Below are 18,371 nucleotides of genomic sequence, written 5' to 3'. Positions count from 1 at the left end.
TTCTGGACTATTCACCCATTTCTTCCAGTATTTCTCTGCAGACAATCTGGGAGGATATGAGTGTCATAGGCACCCCTATACCCGGATGGGTGTACTGTCCAGTGTAGTAAAGGTTTTTGACCTTCTTGCTTTTATGTGCCGGTCTCCAGAGGGCGGTCTGCCTGAGGGTATGGGATAGGCCAAGTGCTGTCCCCCTGTATGCATTGTAGCGTTCCCTGAAGTCATTTATGGCGAATATGCGCTTCACCACCACATGGCCCCTTATCCTCATACCGGTTTTCCCCTCAAGGTCATCCATGACCCTGCTGTAGAGACCCTCCCTCAGCTCATGGTTATCCTCCATACCCGGTGCCAGGGGGACCAGTATGAATAGGGTGTCTGATCCCTCAGGAGCAGCTGTTTTATCCGTCCTTGAGGGAACATTAACATAGTATGATGGCCTCTCAGGCCAGGATGCCTTTTCAGGGTCAAAGACCTGCTGGAACTTGTCTGCCCAGTCCCTCTCAAGGAAGAGGTTATGGTGGTCAAGGGCGTCTACTGTGCGGTCAACACCAACGTAGGCCACAAAGGCTGATGGTGCCAGTACCCTTGAATTCCAGTAGTTCTCATCATAGGTCCTGTGGTTGGCATCAACGAGTTCAAGTTCACTGTGGGGGTAATCTGCATTCACAAGAACTGCATCGGCATCGTGGATGTTCCTGTCGGTTACAACAGAGGTTGCCATCTTATCTGTAACCTCTATCCTCTTAACCTCCTCATTGAAATGGAATTCAGCCCCGTTCTCAAGTGCGAGTTCATATATGGACTCTGCAACCCTCCTTATGCCTCCCTCAGGGTAGAAAACCCCCAGTGTCATGTCAATGTGGGACATGATATGGTACATGGAGGGTGTATCCTGCGGTGCGCTTCCAAGGAATCCTATGGAGTACTGGAGTATCTTTCTTGCCTCATCACTCTCAAAACGTTTGTTAACAAAGTGCTCAAGGGATTCGAGTATGTTGAGTCTTATCCCCTGAAGAAGGAGTTTGCCATTGAGGAAGTCAAGGATGGAACGGTAGTCCCTGTAGAGCATCTCCTTTACAACAGAATCATAGAGTTCACCTGCTGAATGGAGGTATTCCCTGAGCTTCTCGCCCCCGTTTTCCTCGAAGCTGTCAAAGAGTTCATAGTTCCTTTCGATATCTGATGAGACATCTACAACCTTATCATCATCAAAAAATACCCTGTATGCAGGGTCAAGCTGTTTCAGGGAGTAGAAATCCTCAGGTTTCCTCCTGAACTCTGCAAAGAAGTTCTCAAATATGTCGGGCATGAGGTACCATGATGGGCCCATATCAAAGGTAAACCCCCCCTCACTGTAGACGCTTGCACGTCCACCTGGACCCTCATTTTTTTCAATAACAGTTACATCCATCCCATCCCTTGCAAGAAGCGCTGCTGCAGATAGACCTCCAAATCCAGCCCCCACGATCACTATCCTCATGAAACCACCGGCCCAAATATTGTATATAGTTATATAATGACACTCAAAAAATATAAAGGTTCATGAGGACTGCAATCAACAAAATATTACTGAATTGAGTGATTGATGAACACTTCACCCAATGAAAACTGCTCAGGGCCCCGTCAACCTCATCCCCGGGGAGTGGTGATTGATGAACACTTCACCCGATGAAAACCCGGGGCTATGACTGGATCTTTTTAAGTGATTTGTTGGCGGCCTTCTTGAAGTCCTTATCCCCCTTTCTTCTGGCCTTCTTGATTGGTTCTATGGCCCTTGGATCCCCCAGGTCACCAAGGGACCTTACAGCGGCAAGTTTAACACCCCAGTCCTCATCCTCAAGGGCGCCTATGAGTGGTTCCACGGCCCTCCTATCACCCAGTTCCCCAAGGGACCTTGCAGCGAATTTCCTCACCCCCCAGTCCTCATCCTCAAGGGCCTCAATGAAGTGATCCACAACTCCCGGATCCCCTATCTTCTTGAGGGCAAATGTGGCGTATCTCCTGACCTCCCCCTCTGCAGTGTCCATTATTTCAATGAGCCTTTCAAGGGACATTTTTCCAAATTCTGCAAGTTTTTCTGCGGCCTTAAATCTAACAGGGTGACTTTCATCCTCCAGAAGCCCTATAAGTATTTCAACAGATTCCTCTGATGGCTCAAGTTCATCCATTGCCTTCAGCTTTTCCTCTGAATCCATGAGGTCAATCCTATCCTTCAAAGTACTATCAGCCATGAGAATCACCCGATAAATTCACCTGATTGATTCAGTGATAATAAAGCGTGATGATAATCTTTTATTCCACAGCCGATATAAATGTTAATGGGCCCAATTCCCAGCTGGTAGGAGGATGTGGATGCATAAACTGGACGTCATGAAAAAAAACTCCTGGTGGTATTTCCTGTCTGAGGTTATCAAACTGGGTAGACTTCCATTTCTCGGGGCTGGCCTGATCCTCTATGCCACAGGGGCCGTTCTTGCAGGTATAGGGAAGGCACCAGCCCCAGCCCAGTTCATCATGGGATATGCGATCGTGCTGCCGGCCCATCTTTCTGTATCCTACAGCAACGACTACTATGACTTTGAACTGGACAACCCTGAGGCTGCAACAGCATATACCGGGGGAAGCGGGGTTCTCCAGAGACACCCTGAACTCAGAGGCTTTGCCTGGAAGTTCGCCGTCCTTCTCATATCAGTATCCCTGACACTTGCAGTTATCTACACCATCATCTACCGTAACCCTGCAGTTCTTCTCCTTGCAGTTGCCGGTAATCTGCTTGGATGGTTTTACAGTGCCCCACCAGCCAGACTATCATACAGGGGTTTTGGGGAGGTTGCAACAGCCCTGACAGGCTTCATATTCCCTGCCATGGGTTACTCTGTAATCATGGGCGTGATTGATACCTCTTTAATCCTCTTCTCCATCCCCATAATGCTTTTGCAGCTTGTTTTCATCATAAACGTTGAGATACCTGACCTCCGGGAGGACCTGCTGGGGGGCAAGATGACGTTTCCTGTCAGGATGGGTGTCAGAGCATCCAGAAGGGTTATGGCCTTAAGTGCGGCTGCTGCAACGGTTGCACTGGGGCTTCTTGAATTCTCCCTCCATTTTGATCCCGGGATCAGTTTCCCGCTGATTGCTCTGCTTTCACTCACAGTCACAGTTCCCTGCATCTATTATTACCTCCATGGCCCAGATGAAGTCAATGCAAGGGGATCTGAGGTTGTGATGAATTCACTGATAGCCTTCGGGGTCCTTGACCTCCTCTACCTCATCAGTGTCCTGGTGATGCAATGAACACGGTTAAACTGGTGGATGGACTGGAAATATGTGACCTGTCACTTCTCATTGAGGATTCAATGATAATAGCCGACCTCCACCTGGGGTACGAACAGTACCTCACCAGTGAGGGGGTGATGGTCCCGGGGTTCCAGTTCAGAAAGATAGTTGAGCGGATAGAATCCATAAGGGACGCATCGGGTGCCTCGGGTATCATCATAAATGGTGACCTCAAGCATGAATTCGGGAGGGTGAGCCATCAGGAGAACCGGGAAATCATGCGGATCATGGACTACCTCCAGGAAAACTTCAGGGAGATAACAGTGATCAGGGGTAACCATGACCCCATCATACCTCACATGTCCAGTATATCGGGTATTGCAATCCATGAAACCATGAAGGTGGCGGGTTTCCTCCTGACACATGGTCATGTGATACCTGAAAAACTTGACGCTGAAAACATCATCATAGGCCACGAACACCCCTGCGTGGGTCTCAGAAGCGGTGAAAGGGTTGAAAAGATCAAATGTTTCCTCCTGGGGCCCTTCAGGGATATGAATCTCGTTGTCATGCCATCCTTCAATTTCATAACCGAGGGCTCTGACATCCTCCATGAGGCTGTACTATCCCCCTTCCTCAGGGAGGCTGAACTTGAGGAATTCCATGTCTATGGTGTTGAGGACTTTGAGGTTTTCGATTTCGGGACGGTGGGTGCCCTCATGGAGTTCACCTCATCCACAGGATTCAGTGGTGGGTGGTGAGGACCATGATAGTCAGGCAGAAGAAGAAGTACTCAAGCAGCAGGATACATTCTGTCCTCCACCCGTGGGTCAGTGAATGGTTCAAGAGAACCTTTGATGACTTCACAGAGGCCCAGAAGTATGCAATAATGGATATACACATGGGGAGGAACGTCCTTGTATCGTCACCAACAGGTTCAGGTAAGACACTCACCGCGTTTCTTTCCATAATCAGTGAACTCACCACACTCGCGGATAGGGGTGAACTTGAGGACAGCGTCTACTGCATATACATTTCACCCCTTAAGGCCCTTGATAATGACATAGAAAGGAACCTTGAGGAACCCCTCCAGGGTATAAGGGAGATTGCAGGAGAGGATGGGAGGGACCTTGAGATAAGGAAGGCTGTACGAACCGGTGACACCACCAGCTATGAGCGCTCCAGGATGCTTAAAAATCCGCCTCACATCCTTATAACGACCCCCGAGACGCTCTCAATACTTCTTGTGGCCCCGAAGTTCCGTGAAAAGCTTTCAACTGTGCGCTATGTTATCGTGGATGAAATACACTCCCTTGCAGATAATAAGAGGGGTGTTCATCTTTCACTGAGCCTTGAGAGGCTGCAGCACCTTGTCGGTAACTTCACAAGGATCGGTTTATCTGCAACGGTGCATCCACTTGAGCGTGTTGCAAGATTCCTGGTGGGTTACAGTTATGGTAATGAAAGGGACTGCATCATAGTTGACGTCAGCTACCTGAAGGAGCTTGACATTGAACTCATCTGCCCGGTTGATGATATCGTGGCCGCTGACCCTGATGAAATCGGTAATGCCCTCTACGACATCCTCCACGACCTCATAATGGAACACCGGACAACCCTAATCTTCACCAACACGCGGAGCGGGACCGAGAGTGTGGTTTACAACCTGAAAAGTCGCTTCCCTGAGAGTTACACCGATGAAAACATCATGGCACACCACTCATCACTTTCAAGGGAGATAAGGCTTGAAACAGAGGAGAAACTCAAGAGGGGTGAGCTGAAGGCGGTTGTATCGTCAACGTCCCTTGAACTCGGGATAGACATCGGGTACATTGATCTGGTGGTTCTTCTGAGTTCACCAAAATCTGTTTCAAGGGCACTCCAGCGTATCGGAAGAAGCGGGCATCAGCTTCATGAGAAATCAAAGGGACGGATAGTTGTCGTGGACAGGGATGACCTTGTTGAGTGTTCACTCATACTCAAGAACGCCGTTGAGGGTAAAATAGATTCCATAAGGGTACCCGAGAACTGCCTGGATGTCCTGGCCCAGCACATATACGGGATGGCCATTGAGAACCCGTGGGACATTGACCATGCCCTTGAGGTTATAAGGAACAGCTACTGCTACAGGAACCTCAAAAGGGAGGATTACCTCTCTGTGCTCAGCTACCTTGCAGGGGAGTATGCTGAGCTTGAGGAAAGGTACGTCTATGCCAAGATCTGGGTTGACCACGACAAGAACATGTTCGGGAGGAGGGGTAAACTTGCCAGGATGCTCTACTCCACCAACATAGGGACCATACCCGATAGGAGCGCTGCGGTTGTTAAGTGCAATGGAAAGGTTGTGGGGAGGATAGAGGAGGACTTCATGGAGAAGCTAAGGAAGGGTGACACCTTTGTTCTCGGCGGGAAGATCTACAGATTCAACTATGCAAGGGGTATGACCGTCAATGTCAGCCCGGCCTCAGGGCCCCCCAACATTCCATCATGGTTCTCAGAGCAGCTGCCCCTTTCCTTTGACCTTGCAGTTGACATACAGCGATTCAGGGACATTATGGATGGTAAGTTCCAGTACGGGCGTTCAAAGGAAGAGATAACAGAGTTCATAATGGACTACCTCCACCTGGATGAGAGGGCCGCAAGTTCAATCTACGAGTATTTCCGTGAACAGTATCTCTACGCGGCAATACCCAGCATCAGGAGGATGCTTGTTGAGTACTACACTGGCTTCGGGGGCAGAAAATTCATAGTCTTCCACAGCCTCTTTGGAAGGAGGGTTAACGACGCCCTATCAAGGGCTGTTGCCTATGTCATAGCAAGGCGTTACCGGCGGGACGTTATGATATCTGTATCTGACAATGGATTCTATCTGAGTTCAGAGGGAAAGATGGGTGGTCTCGAGTCATTCATGGAACTTGAACCTGAGAACCTCAGGGAGATACTTAAGAAGGCCCTTGACAGGACAGAAACCCTTGCAAGCAGGTTCAGGCACTGCGCTGGCCGTGCCCTCATGATACTCCGCAGGTACAGGGGGGAGGAGAAGTCGGTTGGCAGGCAGCAGGTGAGGGGTAAGATACTCCTTAAATTTGTGAGTGAACTGGATGACAGGTTCCCCATACTCGAGGAGGCCCGCAGGGAGGTTATGGAGGACTACATGGACATCGAGAATGCCATCAGGGTCCTTGAATGGATCCGTGATGGTGAGATGGAGATCAAGCAGGTTGACACGAGGATACCCTCCCCATTTGCCTTTAACCTGGTTGCCCAGGGTTACCTGGATGTTCTCAAGTATGAGGACCGGATAGAATTCATCAGGAGGATGCATCAGGCTATATTAGATGAGATCAGATGATCTTCCAACGCAGAAAGAACAGAAAACTGATATCATCTTTTCTTCAAGGATGAAATCAGGTAATCATAAGTTATGAAAAAGGACCAGAAGCTGGTGTCATATTCCCTTAAGAACAAGCAAAGTCATGAAAAAGAACCAGAAGCTGGTGTCATATTCCCTTAAGAACAAGCAAAGTCATGAAAAAGAACCAGAAGCTGGTGTCATATTCCCTTAAGAACAAGCAAAGTCATGAAAAAGAACCAGAAACTGGTGTCATATTCCCTTAAGAACAAGCATCATGTTACCTCCCCTCCTGAACTCATAGTCCACCGAGACCGTGAATGCATCAAATTCATCTCTTTTATCCTCCAGTATGCCTTCTGCATAATCTGAGAGTTTTCCGTTCTCCTTGACAATCGGGTATATCCTCACCTCTGAGCTGACGCGTATCATCTCAGAAATGGCCCTTTCATGAAATTCCCTGTCAAGCCTGTGGTCATATATGAAGAGGAGATGGGATGAGAGAAGGAGATCAAACTCATCATCATCAAAGGGTAAATCCCTGAGGTCCCCCCTCACGTAAAGTTCAGGGTGTTCTCTGTAGCTTTCCTCAAAACACCCGCAGGCATTCAGGCGTTTTTCAAGCATCTCCTCAGGTGAAGAGTAGAACCTCCACACGAAATGGTTCCTGATCCTCTTAAGGGCATCTGTGAGTGCCATGAGGTGCTCCCTGCACATATTCCCAAGAGTATCTGCCTCCTCACCATACATGATGTCACAGGCCCTCACATCAAGGCCCCTCTTCGCCATGATTGGTGTGAATGAGCTGGCACCCGCTGGACAGTCAAGTATTCGCAACCCCTTAAGTTCGTTTATCCTGAGATCAAACATCTTCATGTATTCCTGGCATGTGCGGGCGGTGAAGAGGGGTCCCTCTATAACCTGCATAATGTCACCTGTCTATAGTTGTGTTGTATGTGATACTTTAGCATGCACCAGGGTGAAGAGGACCTGTGTGTAGACCTCCATCACTAATCTTTATGTGATGCCTTAGCTTGCAAACCATCCCACACAACCGAAATATTTATATACTAGAATTCTAACATATAGGTTTGTGTGTCTCATACACACATCACCCCCTTAAATTATTGCTTTCAACTTCCGGGATATTTTGTTCTGTTGAAAGCACCAAAAAATCAGCTTCCAGAGATAAAAAACGAAAAAGCACCTCCCCGTTTTTTCACTCCTAACAACCCCCCTTTAAATCTCTGGAAGCTACCCCCCATACTAAGGCAAGCAGATGATTCTGATTTTGAGAGTTCCTCCATGATATTCATGACTCCATTATCACCAGGTTCTTATAACCTCTGAGTATCACAAAGAGAACAGTATTTATGCGTCCATCAACATATCAGTAACCATGAGGGCACTTGTGGTATATTATTCAAGAACCGGGCGTACCAGGGATGTGGCATCTCAGATCGCCAGGGAACTCAAATGTGACATCGAGGAGATAAGGGACACCCAGAAGCGAACCGGTATCATAGGGTTTTTAAAATCAGGTTACCAGGCTGCGAGGGGCAAGGACACCGTACTTGAACCCTATGAAAGGGACCCCTCAGACTATGATCTTGTGATAGTTGGTACACCTGTCTGGGCAGGTAATCCATCGGTACCGGTGGGCACCTACCTCAGGGAAAACGCATCAAAGATAAAGAATGCTGCCTTCTTCTGTACATATGGTGGAAGCGGTGCAGAGGGAACATTCAGGCGTATGAGCGAGACCATAGGAAAGGAACCCATCCAGACAGTCGCCATAACCGAGAGGGAGATAAAGGAGAATACCTGTGACTGCAAGATAGAACCCTTTGTAAGGGACGTTGAAGCAGCATTCAGAACTGAGGAATAGTCCGGATCTTAAGCATCTTCCTCAATAACTGCCTGCTAATTGCAGTGAAAAGGCTTTCTGACCTTTCAGTCCCCGGGTGAATCGATATCCTCATGGTATGGCTTTATATCGATAACAGGTGAGCCATCCAGTGCATCAAGGCCCCTCACCCTGAGGAAATCACCTGACTCCAGCAGCTCCACCAGGCACAGCCCTATCGGGTTGGGCCTTGCAGGGGCCCTTGTTGAAAAAACACCCCTCTTCTTCTTTTTACCCCGCGGAACAACCTTAAGAACATCCCTTTCAGCCAGGTGCTGCCAGTAGAGAACAAAGAGGTACCTGAAAAGTTCAACTCCCTCCAGGGCGTCACGGTACTCCGGGAAGATGTGAATCTCGCTCTCCTCCATTGAGAGCCTCCCCTGGTGAGGTGCCTCCCCCCTCCCCATGAATGGGGATCTCACAAATCCAACAGGCCTTATCTTTATCTCCACAGATACCCTCCACAGATCCCTGAATAATTAAACCTTAAATTCCGCTATAACGGTACATGGTGCACTGTCAACCCCCTCAATGGTCCACGGAACCACAAAAACCCTCTCAATAACCTCCGGAGCACTCATCAGTTTCATATCCTCCAGGATGAGAACTGGCTCCCCATAATCAGGGTCCTCAGTGAAGGCCATTATGTGGGCCGTCTCGCCCTCAGATGGGTGTTCTGGATTTGATATTGATATGCAGTCCACCCCTATGGCCCTGATACCCCTGAAGTTCCTCCTTATGTTATCAATAAGTTCAGGGGTTATCCAGGGGTTATCCTGCAGGTAGGTGTCCCCACCCCTCACTGACTCGAAGCCCGTCCTTATGAGGAGGAGGTCGCAGTCGGGAATCTCAATGTCACCGCTCCCTATGGGGTCCCCTGGCCCCACATCAACGTCCACAGTGCAGACGTCATTGAATACAAGTTCTTCAATACTGTATTCACTTATCCTCTTTCCGCCCTCAATGAAATGGGCCGGGGCATCTACATGGGTCCCGGCATGGTTGGATGTGATGATGGTGTGGGTCTCATACCCATCCACAGGTATCATGTTCCTGATTGATATCCTCACATCGTCAAGTGCCGGGTGAACCGGTGAACCATCCTCCAGTGGATGCGAAAGAAGTTCATACATGGTATATCTCCTGTACTAAGGACATTTGCTCCTGCAGTTTTCTATAATATCCGCCACGCCCCTATCGGTGAGGTGGTAGCGTGCCATCTTACCATCCCTTTCATAGTCAACGATTCCCGCACTTCTCAGAATTCTGAGCTGGTGAGAAACCGCTGACTGGGTCATTTCAAGGAGGGATGCGAGTTCACAGACACACAGTGAATCCACGGTGAGTGCCTCGATTATCCTGAGCCTTGTGGGCTCGGATAATATTTTGAAGAGGTCACAGAGTCCTTTTATTTCATCGTCGTCAGGCATCGACTCCCTCACCATGAGCACCCGGGCCTCATTGGCATCATCGATTTCACAGACATCACTCTTCATAGAATAATTTATAGATGAAACTGCAGATAATAATAACGTCACCATGATGGTGAAGCAGGATTAAAGAACGGGTAAAGAACCATGGCAGTGGACTGGATAAGAATAATGGACATCCTGGGGGCTGAACACACCTACGCCACAGGTCCCCGTGGAAATGCAATTGACATACGGGTCAGTGAGAGGAAGATAACCGTCACCTACCTCAGGAATGGCAACCCTGCCCAGAGGGTCTTTCTGAAATCAAACATAGTTTACTATGAGTACAGCTCCGAACACCTCAGGAAAAAGTATGAGAGGCAGGTCTAAGATGAACACCATCATATTCGATATTGATAAAACGCTGCTTGTGGGATCCCACTGTCACTTCTACTCCTTCAGGCAGGCGTTCAGGGAACTTTTCAATGCTGATGTTGAAATAGACATCGAAAGAATCCAGGGGATGACCGATAAGGAGATAATATTCCAGACAGCATGGAAGTACGGTCTTGAAATCAGCGATGGGGACTTTGTGAGGATAGTGGATAGGATTTCCTATAACTACCGCCTGAACCTTGAGAGGGATAACATAAGAGCCCTGCATGGTGCAGAAATTATCCTTAAAAGGCTCAGTGAAGCCGGAACACCCCTCGGAGTTGTGACCGGAAACATTGAGCCTGTTGCATGGTTGAAGCTCAGAGAGGCCTCATTTGATGGATACTTCAACTTCGGGGGCTTTGGCAACGAGGGGTGCAGCAGGGCCTCGATACTGAGGCTTGCCCTTGAAAGGGCCTCCTCAATTTACGGGCGGCTACGGCGGGAAAATGTTATAACCGTAGGTGACACTCCACGGGATATTGAAGCCGGGAGGGAACTTGGCTTGAGGACCGTGGGGGTTGCCACAGGGGACTTCACGGTTGATGAACTGGAGGCAGCAGGTGCCGACCACGTCCTTGAGTGTCTCGGTGACGTTGATGCCTTCCTTGAGATAACAGGTTATGGTACTGCAGTGAGCGTTATGGGTGATTGAATGAAGGTTCTTGTAACCGGGGCCTCGGGTATGCTTGGAAGTGACCTCATTGATGTCCTGAAAGAAAGACATGAGGTTTTAACGTCAGGAGACCTTGACATCCGGGACCTTGAGGGTGTCATGGAACTTGCAGCCAAAAAGCGTCCGGATACCATCATACATGCAGCTGCATTCACAGACGTTGACTGTGCCGAATCGGAGCGTGAAACAGCCTATCAGGTGAACGTTCTCGGGACCCGGAACGTTGCTGCCGCTGCATCACAGACAGGCGCCAGTCTGGTTTACATATCCACCGATTATGTTTTTAATGGTAAGAAGGGTGAAGAATACTTTGAATTTGATGAACCGGATCCTATGAACTTTTACGGGAAAACCAAGTACCTGGGTGAACTTGCTGTGCGTGATCTGACAGATAAATTCTACATAGTAAGGACCTCCTGGCTATTTGGGAGGAACGGGAGAAACTTTGTAAGTACCATGGTGGAACTCGCAGAGAGGGGTCATGAGATAAGTGTTGTTGATGACCAGTATGGATCCCCAACATACACCCGTGACCTTGCAGGTGCAATCGGGAAGCTTATTGAAAGGCCCGCATATGGTGTTTATCATATAACAAACTCTGGCCACTGCTCATGGTATGATTTTGCCAGGGAGATATTCCATGCGCTGCAGATGGGTGTTAAGTTGAAACCTGTAAGGAGCCATGAATTCCCGAGACCCGCCCGCAGACCATCATTCTCTGTCCTCAAAAATTATAACTGGATCATGGAGGGCTTTAAGCCCCTCAGAAGCTACAGGGAAGCCCTTAAGGATTACCTTGAGGAAATGAAATCAATTAATGGAGGTGGACCATGAAGGGCATAGTGCTTGCAGGGGGTTCAGGAACCCGCCTCTACCCCATAACAAGGGCTGTTTCAAAGCAGCTTCTCCCGATATATGATAAGCCAATGATATATTATCCCCTATCTGTGCTGATGCTCGCGGGTATAAGGGATATCCTCGTGATATCAACCCCAAGGGATCTTCCACTCTACAGGGACCTCCTGGGGGACGGGTCACAGTTCGGTGTCAGGTTCTCCTATGAGGTGCAGGAGGAACCCCGCGGTATTGCCGATGCATTCCTTGTGGGAAGGGAGTTCATTGGAGATTCCAGGGTTGCCCTGGTGCTGGGTGATAACGTATTCTACGGGCACAGGTTCAGCGAAATACTCCAGAGGGCTGCGTCCATCAGGGAGGGTGCTGTCATATTCGGTTACTATGTAAAGGACCCGCGACCCTTCGGTGTTGTTGAGTTCGACGGGGAAGGAAGGGTTATATCAATAGAAGAAAAACCTGAAAGACCCAGATCCAACTACGTGGTTCCGGGCCTATACTTCTATGACAACCAGGTGGTTGAAATTGCCAGCAGGATAGAGCCATCAGAGAGGGGGGAGCTTGAGATAACATCCGTCAACGAGGAGTACCTGAAGATGAAGAAGCTCCGTGTGGAGCTCATGGGCCGTGGGATGGCCTGGCTTGACACCGGTACCCATGACGGCCTTCTGGAGGCAAGCAGTTTCATAGAGACCATACAGAAGAGGCAGGGATTCTACATCGCATGCCTTGAGGAGATAGCATACAACAATGGATGGATCACAAGGGATGATCTCCTTGAAATGGCAGAAAAACTTGAGAAGACAGAATACGGCAGATACCTCAGAGACCTTGCGGAGGGAAACTTCCATGGGTAACTCCAAGAAGACAGAATACGGCAGATACCTCAGAGACCTTGCGGAGGGAAACTTCCATGGGTAACTCCAAGAAGACAGAATACGGCAGATACCTCAGAGACCTTGCGGAGGGAAACTTCCATGGGTAACTCCAAGAAGACAGAATACGGCAGATACCTCAGAGACCTTGCGGAGGGAAACTTCCATGGGTAACTTCAGATTCCAGAGAACCAGGCTTGATGGTGCAATCATCATAGAACCGGAGGTCTACGGAGATGAACGTGGATACTTCATGGAGACCTTCAACCAGGCACTATTCAGGGACCATGGCCTTGATATCACATTTGTCCAGGACAACGAATCCATGTCCCGCAGGGGCGTCCTCAGGGGCCTTCACTTCCAGCTGAAGAGGCCCCAGGGAAAACTCATCAGGGCTGTGAAGGGTGAAATCTTTGATGTTGCAGTGGACCTTCGCAGGGACTCAGAGACTTACGGTGAATGGGTGGGTGTTCACCTTTCAGAGGAGAACAGGAGGGAATTCTTCATTCCCGAGGGATTTGCACACGGATTTCTGGCCCTCGCAGATGAGTGCATAGTTAACTACAAGTGCACAGAACTCTACCTCCCTGAATACGACTCTGGCATACCCTGGGACGACCCTGACATCGGTATAGAGTGGCCCCTGGAGCTGGTGGATGAACTCATAATTTCAGATAAGGACATGAACTGGAAGCCCCTCCGTGAAAGACCAGTTTACCTCTGAGGAGATTTAGATGGAAAGAATTCTAGTAACCGGTGGAGCCGGCTTCATAGGTAGCAACTTCATAAGGTACATGCTTGAGAACCACAGCTATGAGATAATCAACCTTGACGCTCTCACATACTGTGGAAACCTTGAAAACCTCGCCGGAGTGGAGGATGACCCACGGTACATATTTGTTAAGGGCAGCATAACTGATAAGGAACTTGTTAACGACCTCATAGCAGAATCCGATGTTGTTGTGAACTTCGCGGCAGAATCCCATGTCGACCGGAGTATTGAGGACCCGGGCATATTCATAAGGACAAATGTCATGGGCACTCAGACGCTCCTGGAGGCCTCTAGGAGGCAGGGTGTTGAGAGGTTCATACAGATCTCAACGGATGAGGTTTACGGCTCCACAGAGGAGGGCTATTTCACCGAAGAGACCCCGCTGGCACCAAACAGCCCCTACTCTGCCAGCAAGGCCTCTGCAGACCTCATAGCCAGGGCATACAACCGTACCTATGGTTTGCCGGTTAACATAACACGCTGCTCCAACAACTATGGACCCTACCAGTTCCCTGAGAAGCTAATACCCCTCATGATAACGAATGCCCTTGAGGATAAACCCCTCCCTGTCTACGGTGACGGCATGAATGTGAGGGACTGGATACATGTCCGGGACCACTGCAGGGCAATTGACCTCGTTCTGCACGGTGGACGTGCAGGTGAGGTCTACAATATAGGGAGTAACAGTGAGAGGAGGAATATAGAGATCGTTGAGCTCATACTCAGGGAGCTTGGCAAGGATGAATCCCTCATAAGGTTCGTTGAGGACCGCCCTGGCCATGACAGGAGATATGCAATCGATGCAAGTAAGATAAGGAGTGAACTTGGCTGGAAGCCCTGTTACTCCTTTGAGGAGGGTATCAGGGAGACCATAAAATGGTACATTGATAACAGAGAATGGTGGGAGAATATAAAAAGCGGAGAGTACCTGAGATACTATGAGCGAATGTACGACGAGAGGCTGCGGGATTAACTGTCCCTTTTTTCATTAGAGATGAGATTCCTGGTCTCTTCCAGGTTAATCTCTATGAATTTCCTGCTTGATGGATCTGAAAGTATTTTTAGCTGCTCTTTTCCTGTTTTCCTGTGGGCTTCCCCAAGTATATCCTGGATATCAGAGACATCCATTTCAAGTATGGCCCTCAACCTCTCCCTGTCATATTCTGAAAGCTGTGAATAGCCATCTATTATCTGTGATCTGAATTTTGATGCCAGGTTTATCTCTTTCCGAACCCAGCGTCTTAGTAGGAATGATGGTACCCTTGTGAAGAGTTCCAGTGATTCAATAACATCCTTCTCGGTTATTCTCATGGTACTATCTGTGGCGATAATGTTTATATAACACTAACCCCATAATGTTAGTAAGTACTTACATAAGTGGTATCATGGTATCCGCAGAGAAGAGGATAACCGAAGCCGCAAGGGAACTGTTCATAAAAAGGGGATACAGGGGTACAACAACCCGTGAAATTGCATCCCGGGCCGGTGTAAGTGAAGTAACGGTCTTCAGAAAATTTGGATCCAAGAAAAACCTTCTCAAAAGGATAATGGATGAGAGCAGCGAAAGGATATCAGGGGTCCTTGAAGTCCTCAGGAGAGATGGTGACCCGCGTGATGTGCTGAAGGAAGTCATCCAGAAACTGATCATGGTCATGGTCCAGGAGAAGATCGACCTTCTCTTTTTGATGATGGTTGAAAGGGAACTTGAAGAACACGGTTTTGATGGGTGGGAAATCCATGATTCAACTGCCAGATTGATATACGATTCAATTGAGCATTATCTCAGGGATAAGATCAGTGAGGGCTCCATAAGGGTCGTGGATCCGGGGACCGCTGCAGAGATGATAATCAGTTACATCTCCCATGCAAGCCTCAGTTCACACTTCCGCGGACATGAAACACCAGCAGCGGAGAGTTTCATAGACATATTATGGAGGGGTATAGAAGGAGGTGGTATGATTAAGGAATAGTTCCAGACGAGACCTCAGGGACCTTATAGGCACATTCAGAAGGGTCTCTGAAAACCCCGCTTCAAGGGTTCTTCTGAAACATATGATGGGGGAGTGCCGGAGGGATGGATCTCCAAGGATAGAGAACGCCCTTAGACACTACCTCCATGACGAAGAATGCTGCTTCGAGTGCAGGCTACTATCCAGCATCATTGGCCTCATATTGAGCAGTGGAGCAGATGCCTTTGGCGTGAATGAAGAGGATCTGAGGGAACAGATGCATGATCCGCACTGGATGAGGGGCCTCATCAGCGTCCTCAAGGGGATCGGGTTATTCGGTGTTAACAGACCATTCATACCCGGAGCCCCCTTCCAGGTGGTATGGAACATTACAGGGCGTTGCAACCTCAAATGCAAACACTGCTACGAATACAACAGTCAGAGGCCACATGAACTGGAAGCCCAGGAGGGCCTCAGGGTCATAGACATACTTACAGATGCAGGCGTAACATCCCTTGCCCTTTCAGGTGGAGAGCCAAGCATGCACCCCGCCATAATGGACTACATATCCAGGTCCCATGAGAACGGCATGTACACCGCCATGGCAACCAATGGGTACATCTTCAGGGACAGGGACGTCTGCAGGAAATTCGTCGATGCGGGCCTGCAGTTTGTACAGATAAGTATCGATTCCATGAAGCCAGAGGTCCATGACAGATTCCGGGGTGTTGATGGCTCATGGGAGAGGGCATGTGAGGCCGTTAAAAACTTCTCAGAGTATGACATCTTTGTGGAGGTTGCAACCACCGTGACCTCAGAGAACTTCATGCACCTTTCTGAAATGGCTGAATTCTTCCATAAGCTGGGCGCAGACTGGTTCATGCTCTACAATTTCATCCCCGCGGGTCGGGGAAAAGAGAACCCTGAACTGGACATAGGCCCCCCGGAAAGGTACAGGGTCCTCTGTGAAGCCTACCACAGCAACCTCCATGGTAAAATCCAGGTCCTCTCAACAGCACCACAGTTCGCACCCATCGCAGCAGGCCTCAGCAAGGATAAGAGGATGATACCCACCCACTTCTATAACCCCGAATACACAGATGAGACCCTCCATCTTGCCGAATTTATAGGTGGATGTGGCGCTGGAAGATTCTACCTGAGCATCGAACCGGACGGCGACATCTATCCCTGCGTATTCTTCCCGCACCTGGATGACCTCTGTGTGGGCAACATCCTAGAAGATGACTTTGAAGAGTTATGGAAGACCAGCAGGGTACTAAGGAACCTCAGGGATAGGGATAAACTCTCAGACCACTGCGGATCATGCAAATCCAGATACATCTGTGGCGGCTGCAGGGCACGTGCCCTCTCCTATCTGGGGGACATCCATTCGCCGGACCCTGGCTGTGTGAACAACATTGGAGAATGGCGAAGAATTTCTGGAGAAAAACAAACCGGTGGTGTTTAATTGGACGTTGTACTCATAAACCCCGAGGACAGGACAGCGGTTAAGAATAAACTGGGCTTTGTTCTGCCACCCCTCAATCTGATGTACCTTGGAGCCGCCCTTGAAAGGGCATCCTTCACTGTTCAGATAATCGATGATGATCTCCGGAGAATGGGAGCTGAAGGGGTTGCCAGAATAGTTGAAGGAATTAACCCCCTCATTGTGGGGATAACAGCAACCACTGCAACAATAAGAACATCCCTTGAGTACATAAGGGCGATAAAAAATCGATTACCTGACGTCCTGACGGTTATAGGGGGCCCACACCCCACATTTCTCCCTGTGGATACACTCCAGGAATGCAGGGACCTTGATGTTGTTGTCATGGGTGAGGGAGAGGCCACCATCATTGATCTTGCAGAGACCTATGAAAAGGGAGGCCCCGGGTCCCTTGATGATGTTGCAGGCATCACCTACCGTGAGGGTGACAGGATACGGACAAACAGGGCCCGGCCCCTCATAGAGGACCTTGATGAGATACCCTTCCCCGCGAGGCACCTTGTACCATTCAGGGATTATGAAACCTCCAGTCAGGATGCCGGTGGAATGATAACCAGCCGTGGCTGTGTCTACCCCTGCAGGTACTGCTCATCATCCCTCATAATGGGTAAGAAGTTCAGGTTCAGGAGCCCTGAGAACGTTGTCGATGAGGTTGAGGAGCTCGTGGATGTCTACGGCCTCCATGATATAGCATTCCTCGACGACACCTTCATGCTCCACCGGCGCCGGGCCAGGGAGATCGCTGAGGAGATCCAGAGGAGAAACATTGATGTGAGTTTTGTCACATCCTCAAGGGTGGACATGGTCCAGGAATCCCTTCTCAGGGACCTCAGGGCCGCGGGGATGAGAACAATATATTATGGTGTTGAATCCGGGTGTCAGCGCGTCCTTGATATGATGAAGAAGGGCATAACTGTTAAGCAGGCTGAAGATGCTGTGAGGGCTGCCAGGAAGGCTGGGGTGGAGGTAATAACCTCCTTCATCCTCGGGTATCCAGGTGAGAAACCCTCAGAGATGGACCGGACCATAGACTTTTCGATAAAACTTGACCCGGACTACAGCCAGTACTCCATACTTACACCATTCCCGGGAACCCCCCTCTACGCGGAGCTCAGGAGGCAGGGACTCATCGAGGATGACTGGGAAAATTACACCGTCATAAAGCCCGTTATCAAATACGAGAAGCTTGGTCTGAGCCGTGAACTCATCCAGAAAAAGCTTGTGAAGGCCTACCTCAGGTTCTACTCAAGGCCCTCCTATCTCCTGAGGCATAGTTACATGATACGCGTATTCCTTGAAACACTGTATAGGACATACATCGAGCCTAAAATTCCCTTCAAAAAAAATTAAGATGAT

At 49.2% G+C, this 18,371-nt stretch carries 20 protein-coding genes; 13 read left to right on the top strand and 7 right to left on the bottom strand.

What is annotated here, in order from left to right:
• Nucleotides 1–7: 7 nt before the first annotated feature.
• Nucleotides 8–1,483 carry a phytoene desaturase family protein gene (locus AB9H23_RS00365; protein WP_370004933.1) on the bottom strand — a complete coding sequence of 492 codons (1,476 nt, stop codon included), beginning with the start codon at nt 1,481–1,483 and terminating at the stop codon, nt 8–10.
• A gap of 202 nt (nt 1,484–1,685) precedes the next feature.
• Nucleotides 1,686–2,234 carry a HEAT repeat domain-containing protein gene (locus tag AB9H23_RS00360; RefSeq protein ID WP_370004932.1) on the bottom strand — a complete coding sequence of 183 codons (549 nt, stop codon included), beginning with the start codon at nt 2,232–2,234 and terminating at the stop codon, nt 1,686–1,688.
• A gap of 115 nt (nt 2,235–2,349) precedes the next feature.
• Here AB9H23_RS00360 and AB9H23_RS00355 point away from each other — a divergent pair, with 115 nt between their 5' ends.
• From AB9H23_RS00355 to AB9H23_RS00345, 3 genes are read left to right on the top strand one after another with little or no spacing between them, the layout of a single operon-like run.
• Nucleotides 2,350–3,297, top strand: a complete 948-nt coding sequence (locus AB9H23_RS00355; protein WP_370004931.1) for a prenyltransferase — start codon at nt 2,350–2,352, stop codon at nt 3,295–3,297.
• Nucleotides 3,294–4,040: a metallophosphoesterase gene (locus AB9H23_RS00350; protein ID WP_370004930.1), complete on the top strand. Its 747-nt coding sequence runs from the start codon at nt 3,294–3,296 to the stop codon at nt 4,038–4,040. The genes AB9H23_RS00355 and AB9H23_RS00350 overlap by 4 nt, the downstream gene beginning before the upstream one ends.
• Before the next feature lie 5 nt (nt 4,041–4,045).
• Nucleotides 4,046–6,631, top strand: a complete 2,586-nt coding sequence (locus AB9H23_RS00345; protein ID WP_370004929.1) for an ATP-dependent helicase — start codon at nt 4,046–4,048, stop codon at nt 6,629–6,631.
• A 252-nt stretch (nt 6,632–6,883) separates the two neighbouring features.
• Here the strand turns inward: AB9H23_RS00345 and AB9H23_RS00340 are convergent, their stop codons facing one another.
• Nucleotides 6,884–7,558, bottom strand: coding sequence for a class I SAM-dependent methyltransferase (locus AB9H23_RS00340; RefSeq protein ID WP_013295199.1), 675 nt, complete (start codon nt 7,556–7,558; stop codon nt 6,884–6,886).
• A 472-nt stretch (nt 7,559–8,030) separates the two neighbouring features.
• On the opposite strand from AB9H23_RS00340, the gene AB9H23_RS00335 reads away from it, so the two are divergent.
• Entirely contained in the window at nt 8,031–8,519 is a 489-nt protein-coding gene (locus AB9H23_RS00335) for a flavodoxin family protein (RefSeq protein WP_370004928.1), read from the top strand.
• A 65-nt stretch (nt 8,520–8,584) separates the two neighbouring features.
• Here the strand turns inward: AB9H23_RS00335 and tsaA are convergent, their stop codons facing one another.
• Genes tsaA through AB9H23_RS00320 form a run of 3 tightly spaced genes read right to left on the bottom strand, consistent with a single transcriptional unit; the run spans nt 8,585 to nt 10,033 of the window.
• Nucleotides 8,585–8,989 (bottom strand): tRNA (N6-threonylcarbamoyladenosine(37)-N6)-methyltransferase TrmO, encoded by a 405-nt coding sequence (tsaA, locus tag AB9H23_RS00330; protein ID WP_370004927.1) that lies wholly within the window; start codon nt 8,987–8,989, stop codon nt 8,585–8,587.
• Between the two features lie 27 nt (nt 8,990–9,016).
• Complete coding sequence (locus AB9H23_RS00325; protein WP_370004926.1) at nt 9,017–9,670, bottom strand: cyclase family protein; 654 nt, start codon at nt 9,668–9,670, stop codon at nt 9,017–9,019.
• 15 nt (nt 9,671–9,685) lie between these two features.
• The gene (locus tag AB9H23_RS00320) at nt 9,686–10,033 is read right to left on the bottom strand and encodes a metalloregulator ArsR/SmtB family transcription factor (protein ID WP_013295195.1); all 348 of its coding nucleotides are present in this window, start codon (nt 10,031–10,033) and stop codon (nt 9,686–9,688) included.
• A gap of 81 nt (nt 10,034–10,114) precedes the next feature.
• Between AB9H23_RS00320 and AB9H23_RS00315 the strand changes: the two genes are divergently transcribed.
• The 6 genes from AB9H23_RS00315 (at nt 10,115) to rfbB (ending at nt 14,532) form a co-directional block, all read left to right on the top strand.
• The gene (locus AB9H23_RS00315) at nt 10,115–10,339 is read left to right on the top strand and encodes a hypothetical protein (RefSeq protein WP_013295194.1); all 225 of its coding nucleotides are present in this window, start codon (nt 10,115–10,117) and stop codon (nt 10,337–10,339) included.
• On the top strand, nt 10,323–11,039 hold the full coding sequence (locus tag AB9H23_RS00310) for an HAD family hydrolase (protein ID WP_238523388.1): 717 nt from the start codon (nt 10,323–10,325) through the stop codon (nt 11,037–11,039). Before AB9H23_RS00315 ends, AB9H23_RS00310 begins: the two co-directional genes overlap by 17 nt.
• On the top strand, nt 11,040–11,894 hold the full coding sequence (rfbD, locus tag AB9H23_RS00305) for a dTDP-4-dehydrorhamnose reductase (protein WP_370004925.1): 855 nt from the start codon (nt 11,040–11,042) through the stop codon (nt 11,892–11,894).
• Nucleotides 11,891–12,769 (top strand): glucose-1-phosphate thymidylyltransferase RfbA, encoded by an 879-nt coding sequence (rfbA, locus tag AB9H23_RS00300; protein ID WP_370004924.1) that lies wholly within the window; start codon nt 11,891–11,893, stop codon nt 12,767–12,769. The genes rfbD and rfbA overlap by 4 nt, the downstream gene beginning before the upstream one ends.
• A gap of 184 nt (nt 12,770–12,953) precedes the next feature.
• Nucleotides 12,954–13,511 carry a dTDP-4-dehydrorhamnose 3,5-epimerase gene (rfbC, locus tag AB9H23_RS00295; RefSeq protein ID WP_013295190.1) on the top strand — a complete coding sequence of 186 codons (558 nt, stop codon included), beginning with the start codon at nt 12,954–12,956 and terminating at the stop codon, nt 13,509–13,511.
• A 10-nt stretch (nt 13,512–13,521) separates the two neighbouring features.
• Nucleotides 13,522–14,532: a dTDP-glucose 4,6-dehydratase gene (gene rfbB / locus AB9H23_RS00290; RefSeq protein ID WP_013295189.1), complete on the top strand. Its 1,011-nt coding sequence runs from the start codon at nt 13,522–13,524 to the stop codon at nt 14,530–14,532.
• Here rfbB and AB9H23_RS00285 read toward each other — a convergent pair.
• Complete coding sequence (locus AB9H23_RS00285; protein WP_013295188.1) at nt 14,529–14,870, bottom strand: hypothetical protein; 342 nt, start codon at nt 14,868–14,870, stop codon at nt 14,529–14,531. The two genes, rfbB and AB9H23_RS00285, sit on opposite strands and share 4 nt — an antisense overlap.
• 74 nt (nt 14,871–14,944) lie before the next feature.
• Between AB9H23_RS00285 and AB9H23_RS00280 the strand changes: the two genes are divergently transcribed.
• The 3 genes from AB9H23_RS00280 to AB9H23_RS00270 all read left to right on the top strand — a co-directional run bounded on the left by AB9H23_RS00280 (nt 14,945) and on the right by AB9H23_RS00270 (nt 18,365).
• Nucleotides 14,945–15,529, top strand: coding sequence for a TetR/AcrR family transcriptional regulator (locus AB9H23_RS00280; RefSeq protein WP_370004923.1), 585 nt, complete (start codon nt 14,945–14,947; stop codon nt 15,527–15,529).
• A gap of 82 nt (nt 15,530–15,611) precedes the next feature.
• Entirely contained in the window at nt 15,612–16,976 is a 1,365-nt protein-coding gene (locus AB9H23_RS00275) for a radical SAM protein (RefSeq protein ID WP_370004922.1), read from the top strand.
• Nucleotides 16,977–18,365 (top strand): radical SAM protein, encoded by a 1,389-nt coding sequence (locus tag AB9H23_RS00270; RefSeq protein WP_370004921.1) that lies wholly within the window; start codon nt 16,977–16,979, stop codon nt 18,363–18,365.
• Nucleotides 18,366–18,371 lie beyond the last annotated feature (6 nt).

The organism is Methanothermobacter sp. KEPCO 2 (assembly GCF_041228365.1).
GTDB lineage: Archaea > Methanobacteriota > Methanobacteria > Methanobacteriales > Methanothermobacteraceae > Methanothermobacter > Methanothermobacter marburgensis.
The sequence above is the reverse complement of the archived record's forward strand: the minus strand, read 5'-3'. Positions and strand labels throughout refer to the sequence as shown.

Bases quoted from the DNA above. Each gene is read 5' to 3' on its own strand.
- AB9H23_RS00355 (WP_370004931.1), top strand. From the start codon at position 2,350: ATGTGGATGCATAAACTGGACGTCATGAAAAAAAACTCCTGGTGGTAT.
- AB9H23_RS00285 (WP_013295188.1), bottom strand. From the start codon at position 14,870: ATGAGAATAACCGAGAAGGATGTTATTGAATCACTGGAACTCTTCACA.
- AB9H23_RS00340 (WP_013295199.1), bottom strand. From the start codon at position 7,558: ATGCAGGTTATAGAGGGACCCCTCTTCACCGCCCGCACATGCCAGGAA.
- AB9H23_RS00310 (WP_238523388.1), top strand. From the start codon at position 10,323: ATGAGAGGCAGGTCTAAGATGAACACCATCATATTCGATATTGATAAA.
- rfbA (WP_370004924.1), top strand. From the start codon at position 11,891: ATGAAGGGCATAGTGCTTGCAGGGGGTTCAGGAACCCGCCTCTACCCC.
- AB9H23_RS00280 (WP_370004923.1), top strand. From the start codon at position 14,945: ATGGTATCCGCAGAGAAGAGGATAACCGAAGCCGCAAGGGAACTGTTC.
- AB9H23_RS00365 (WP_370004933.1), bottom strand. From the start codon at position 1,483: ATGAGGATAGTGATCGTGGGGGCTGGATTTGGAGGTCTATCTGCAGCA.
- AB9H23_RS00325 (WP_370004926.1), bottom strand. From the start codon at position 9,670: ATGTATGAACTTCTTTCGCATCCACTGGAGGATGGTTCACCGGTTCAC.
- AB9H23_RS00345 (WP_370004929.1), top strand. From the start codon at position 4,046: ATGATAGTCAGGCAGAAGAAGAAGTACTCAAGCAGCAGGATACATTCT.
- AB9H23_RS00315 (WP_013295194.1), top strand. From the start codon at position 10,115: ATGGCAGTGGACTGGATAAGAATAATGGACATCCTGGGGGCTGAACAC.
- AB9H23_RS00350 (WP_370004930.1), top strand. From the start codon at position 3,294: ATGAACACGGTTAAACTGGTGGATGGACTGGAAATATGTGACCTGTCA.
- rfbD (WP_370004925.1), top strand. From the start codon at position 11,040: ATGAAGGTTCTTGTAACCGGGGCCTCGGGTATGCTTGGAAGTGACCTC.
- AB9H23_RS00360 (WP_370004932.1), bottom strand. From the start codon at position 2,234: ATGGCTGATAGTACTTTGAAGGATAGGATTGACCTCATGGATTCAGAG.
- AB9H23_RS00275 (WP_370004922.1), top strand. From the start codon at position 15,612: ATGATGGGGGAGTGCCGGAGGGATGGATCTCCAAGGATAGAGAACGCC.
- rfbC (WP_013295190.1), top strand. From the start codon at position 12,954: ATGGGTAACTTCAGATTCCAGAGAACCAGGCTTGATGGTGCAATCATC.
- AB9H23_RS00320 (WP_013295195.1), bottom strand. From the start codon at position 10,033: ATGAAGAGTGATGTCTGTGAAATCGATGATGCCAATGAGGCCCGGGTG.
- AB9H23_RS00335 (WP_370004928.1), top strand. From the start codon at position 8,031: ATGAGGGCACTTGTGGTATATTATTCAAGAACCGGGCGTACCAGGGAT.
- rfbB (WP_013295189.1), top strand. From the start codon at position 13,522: ATGGAAAGAATTCTAGTAACCGGTGGAGCCGGCTTCATAGGTAGCAAC.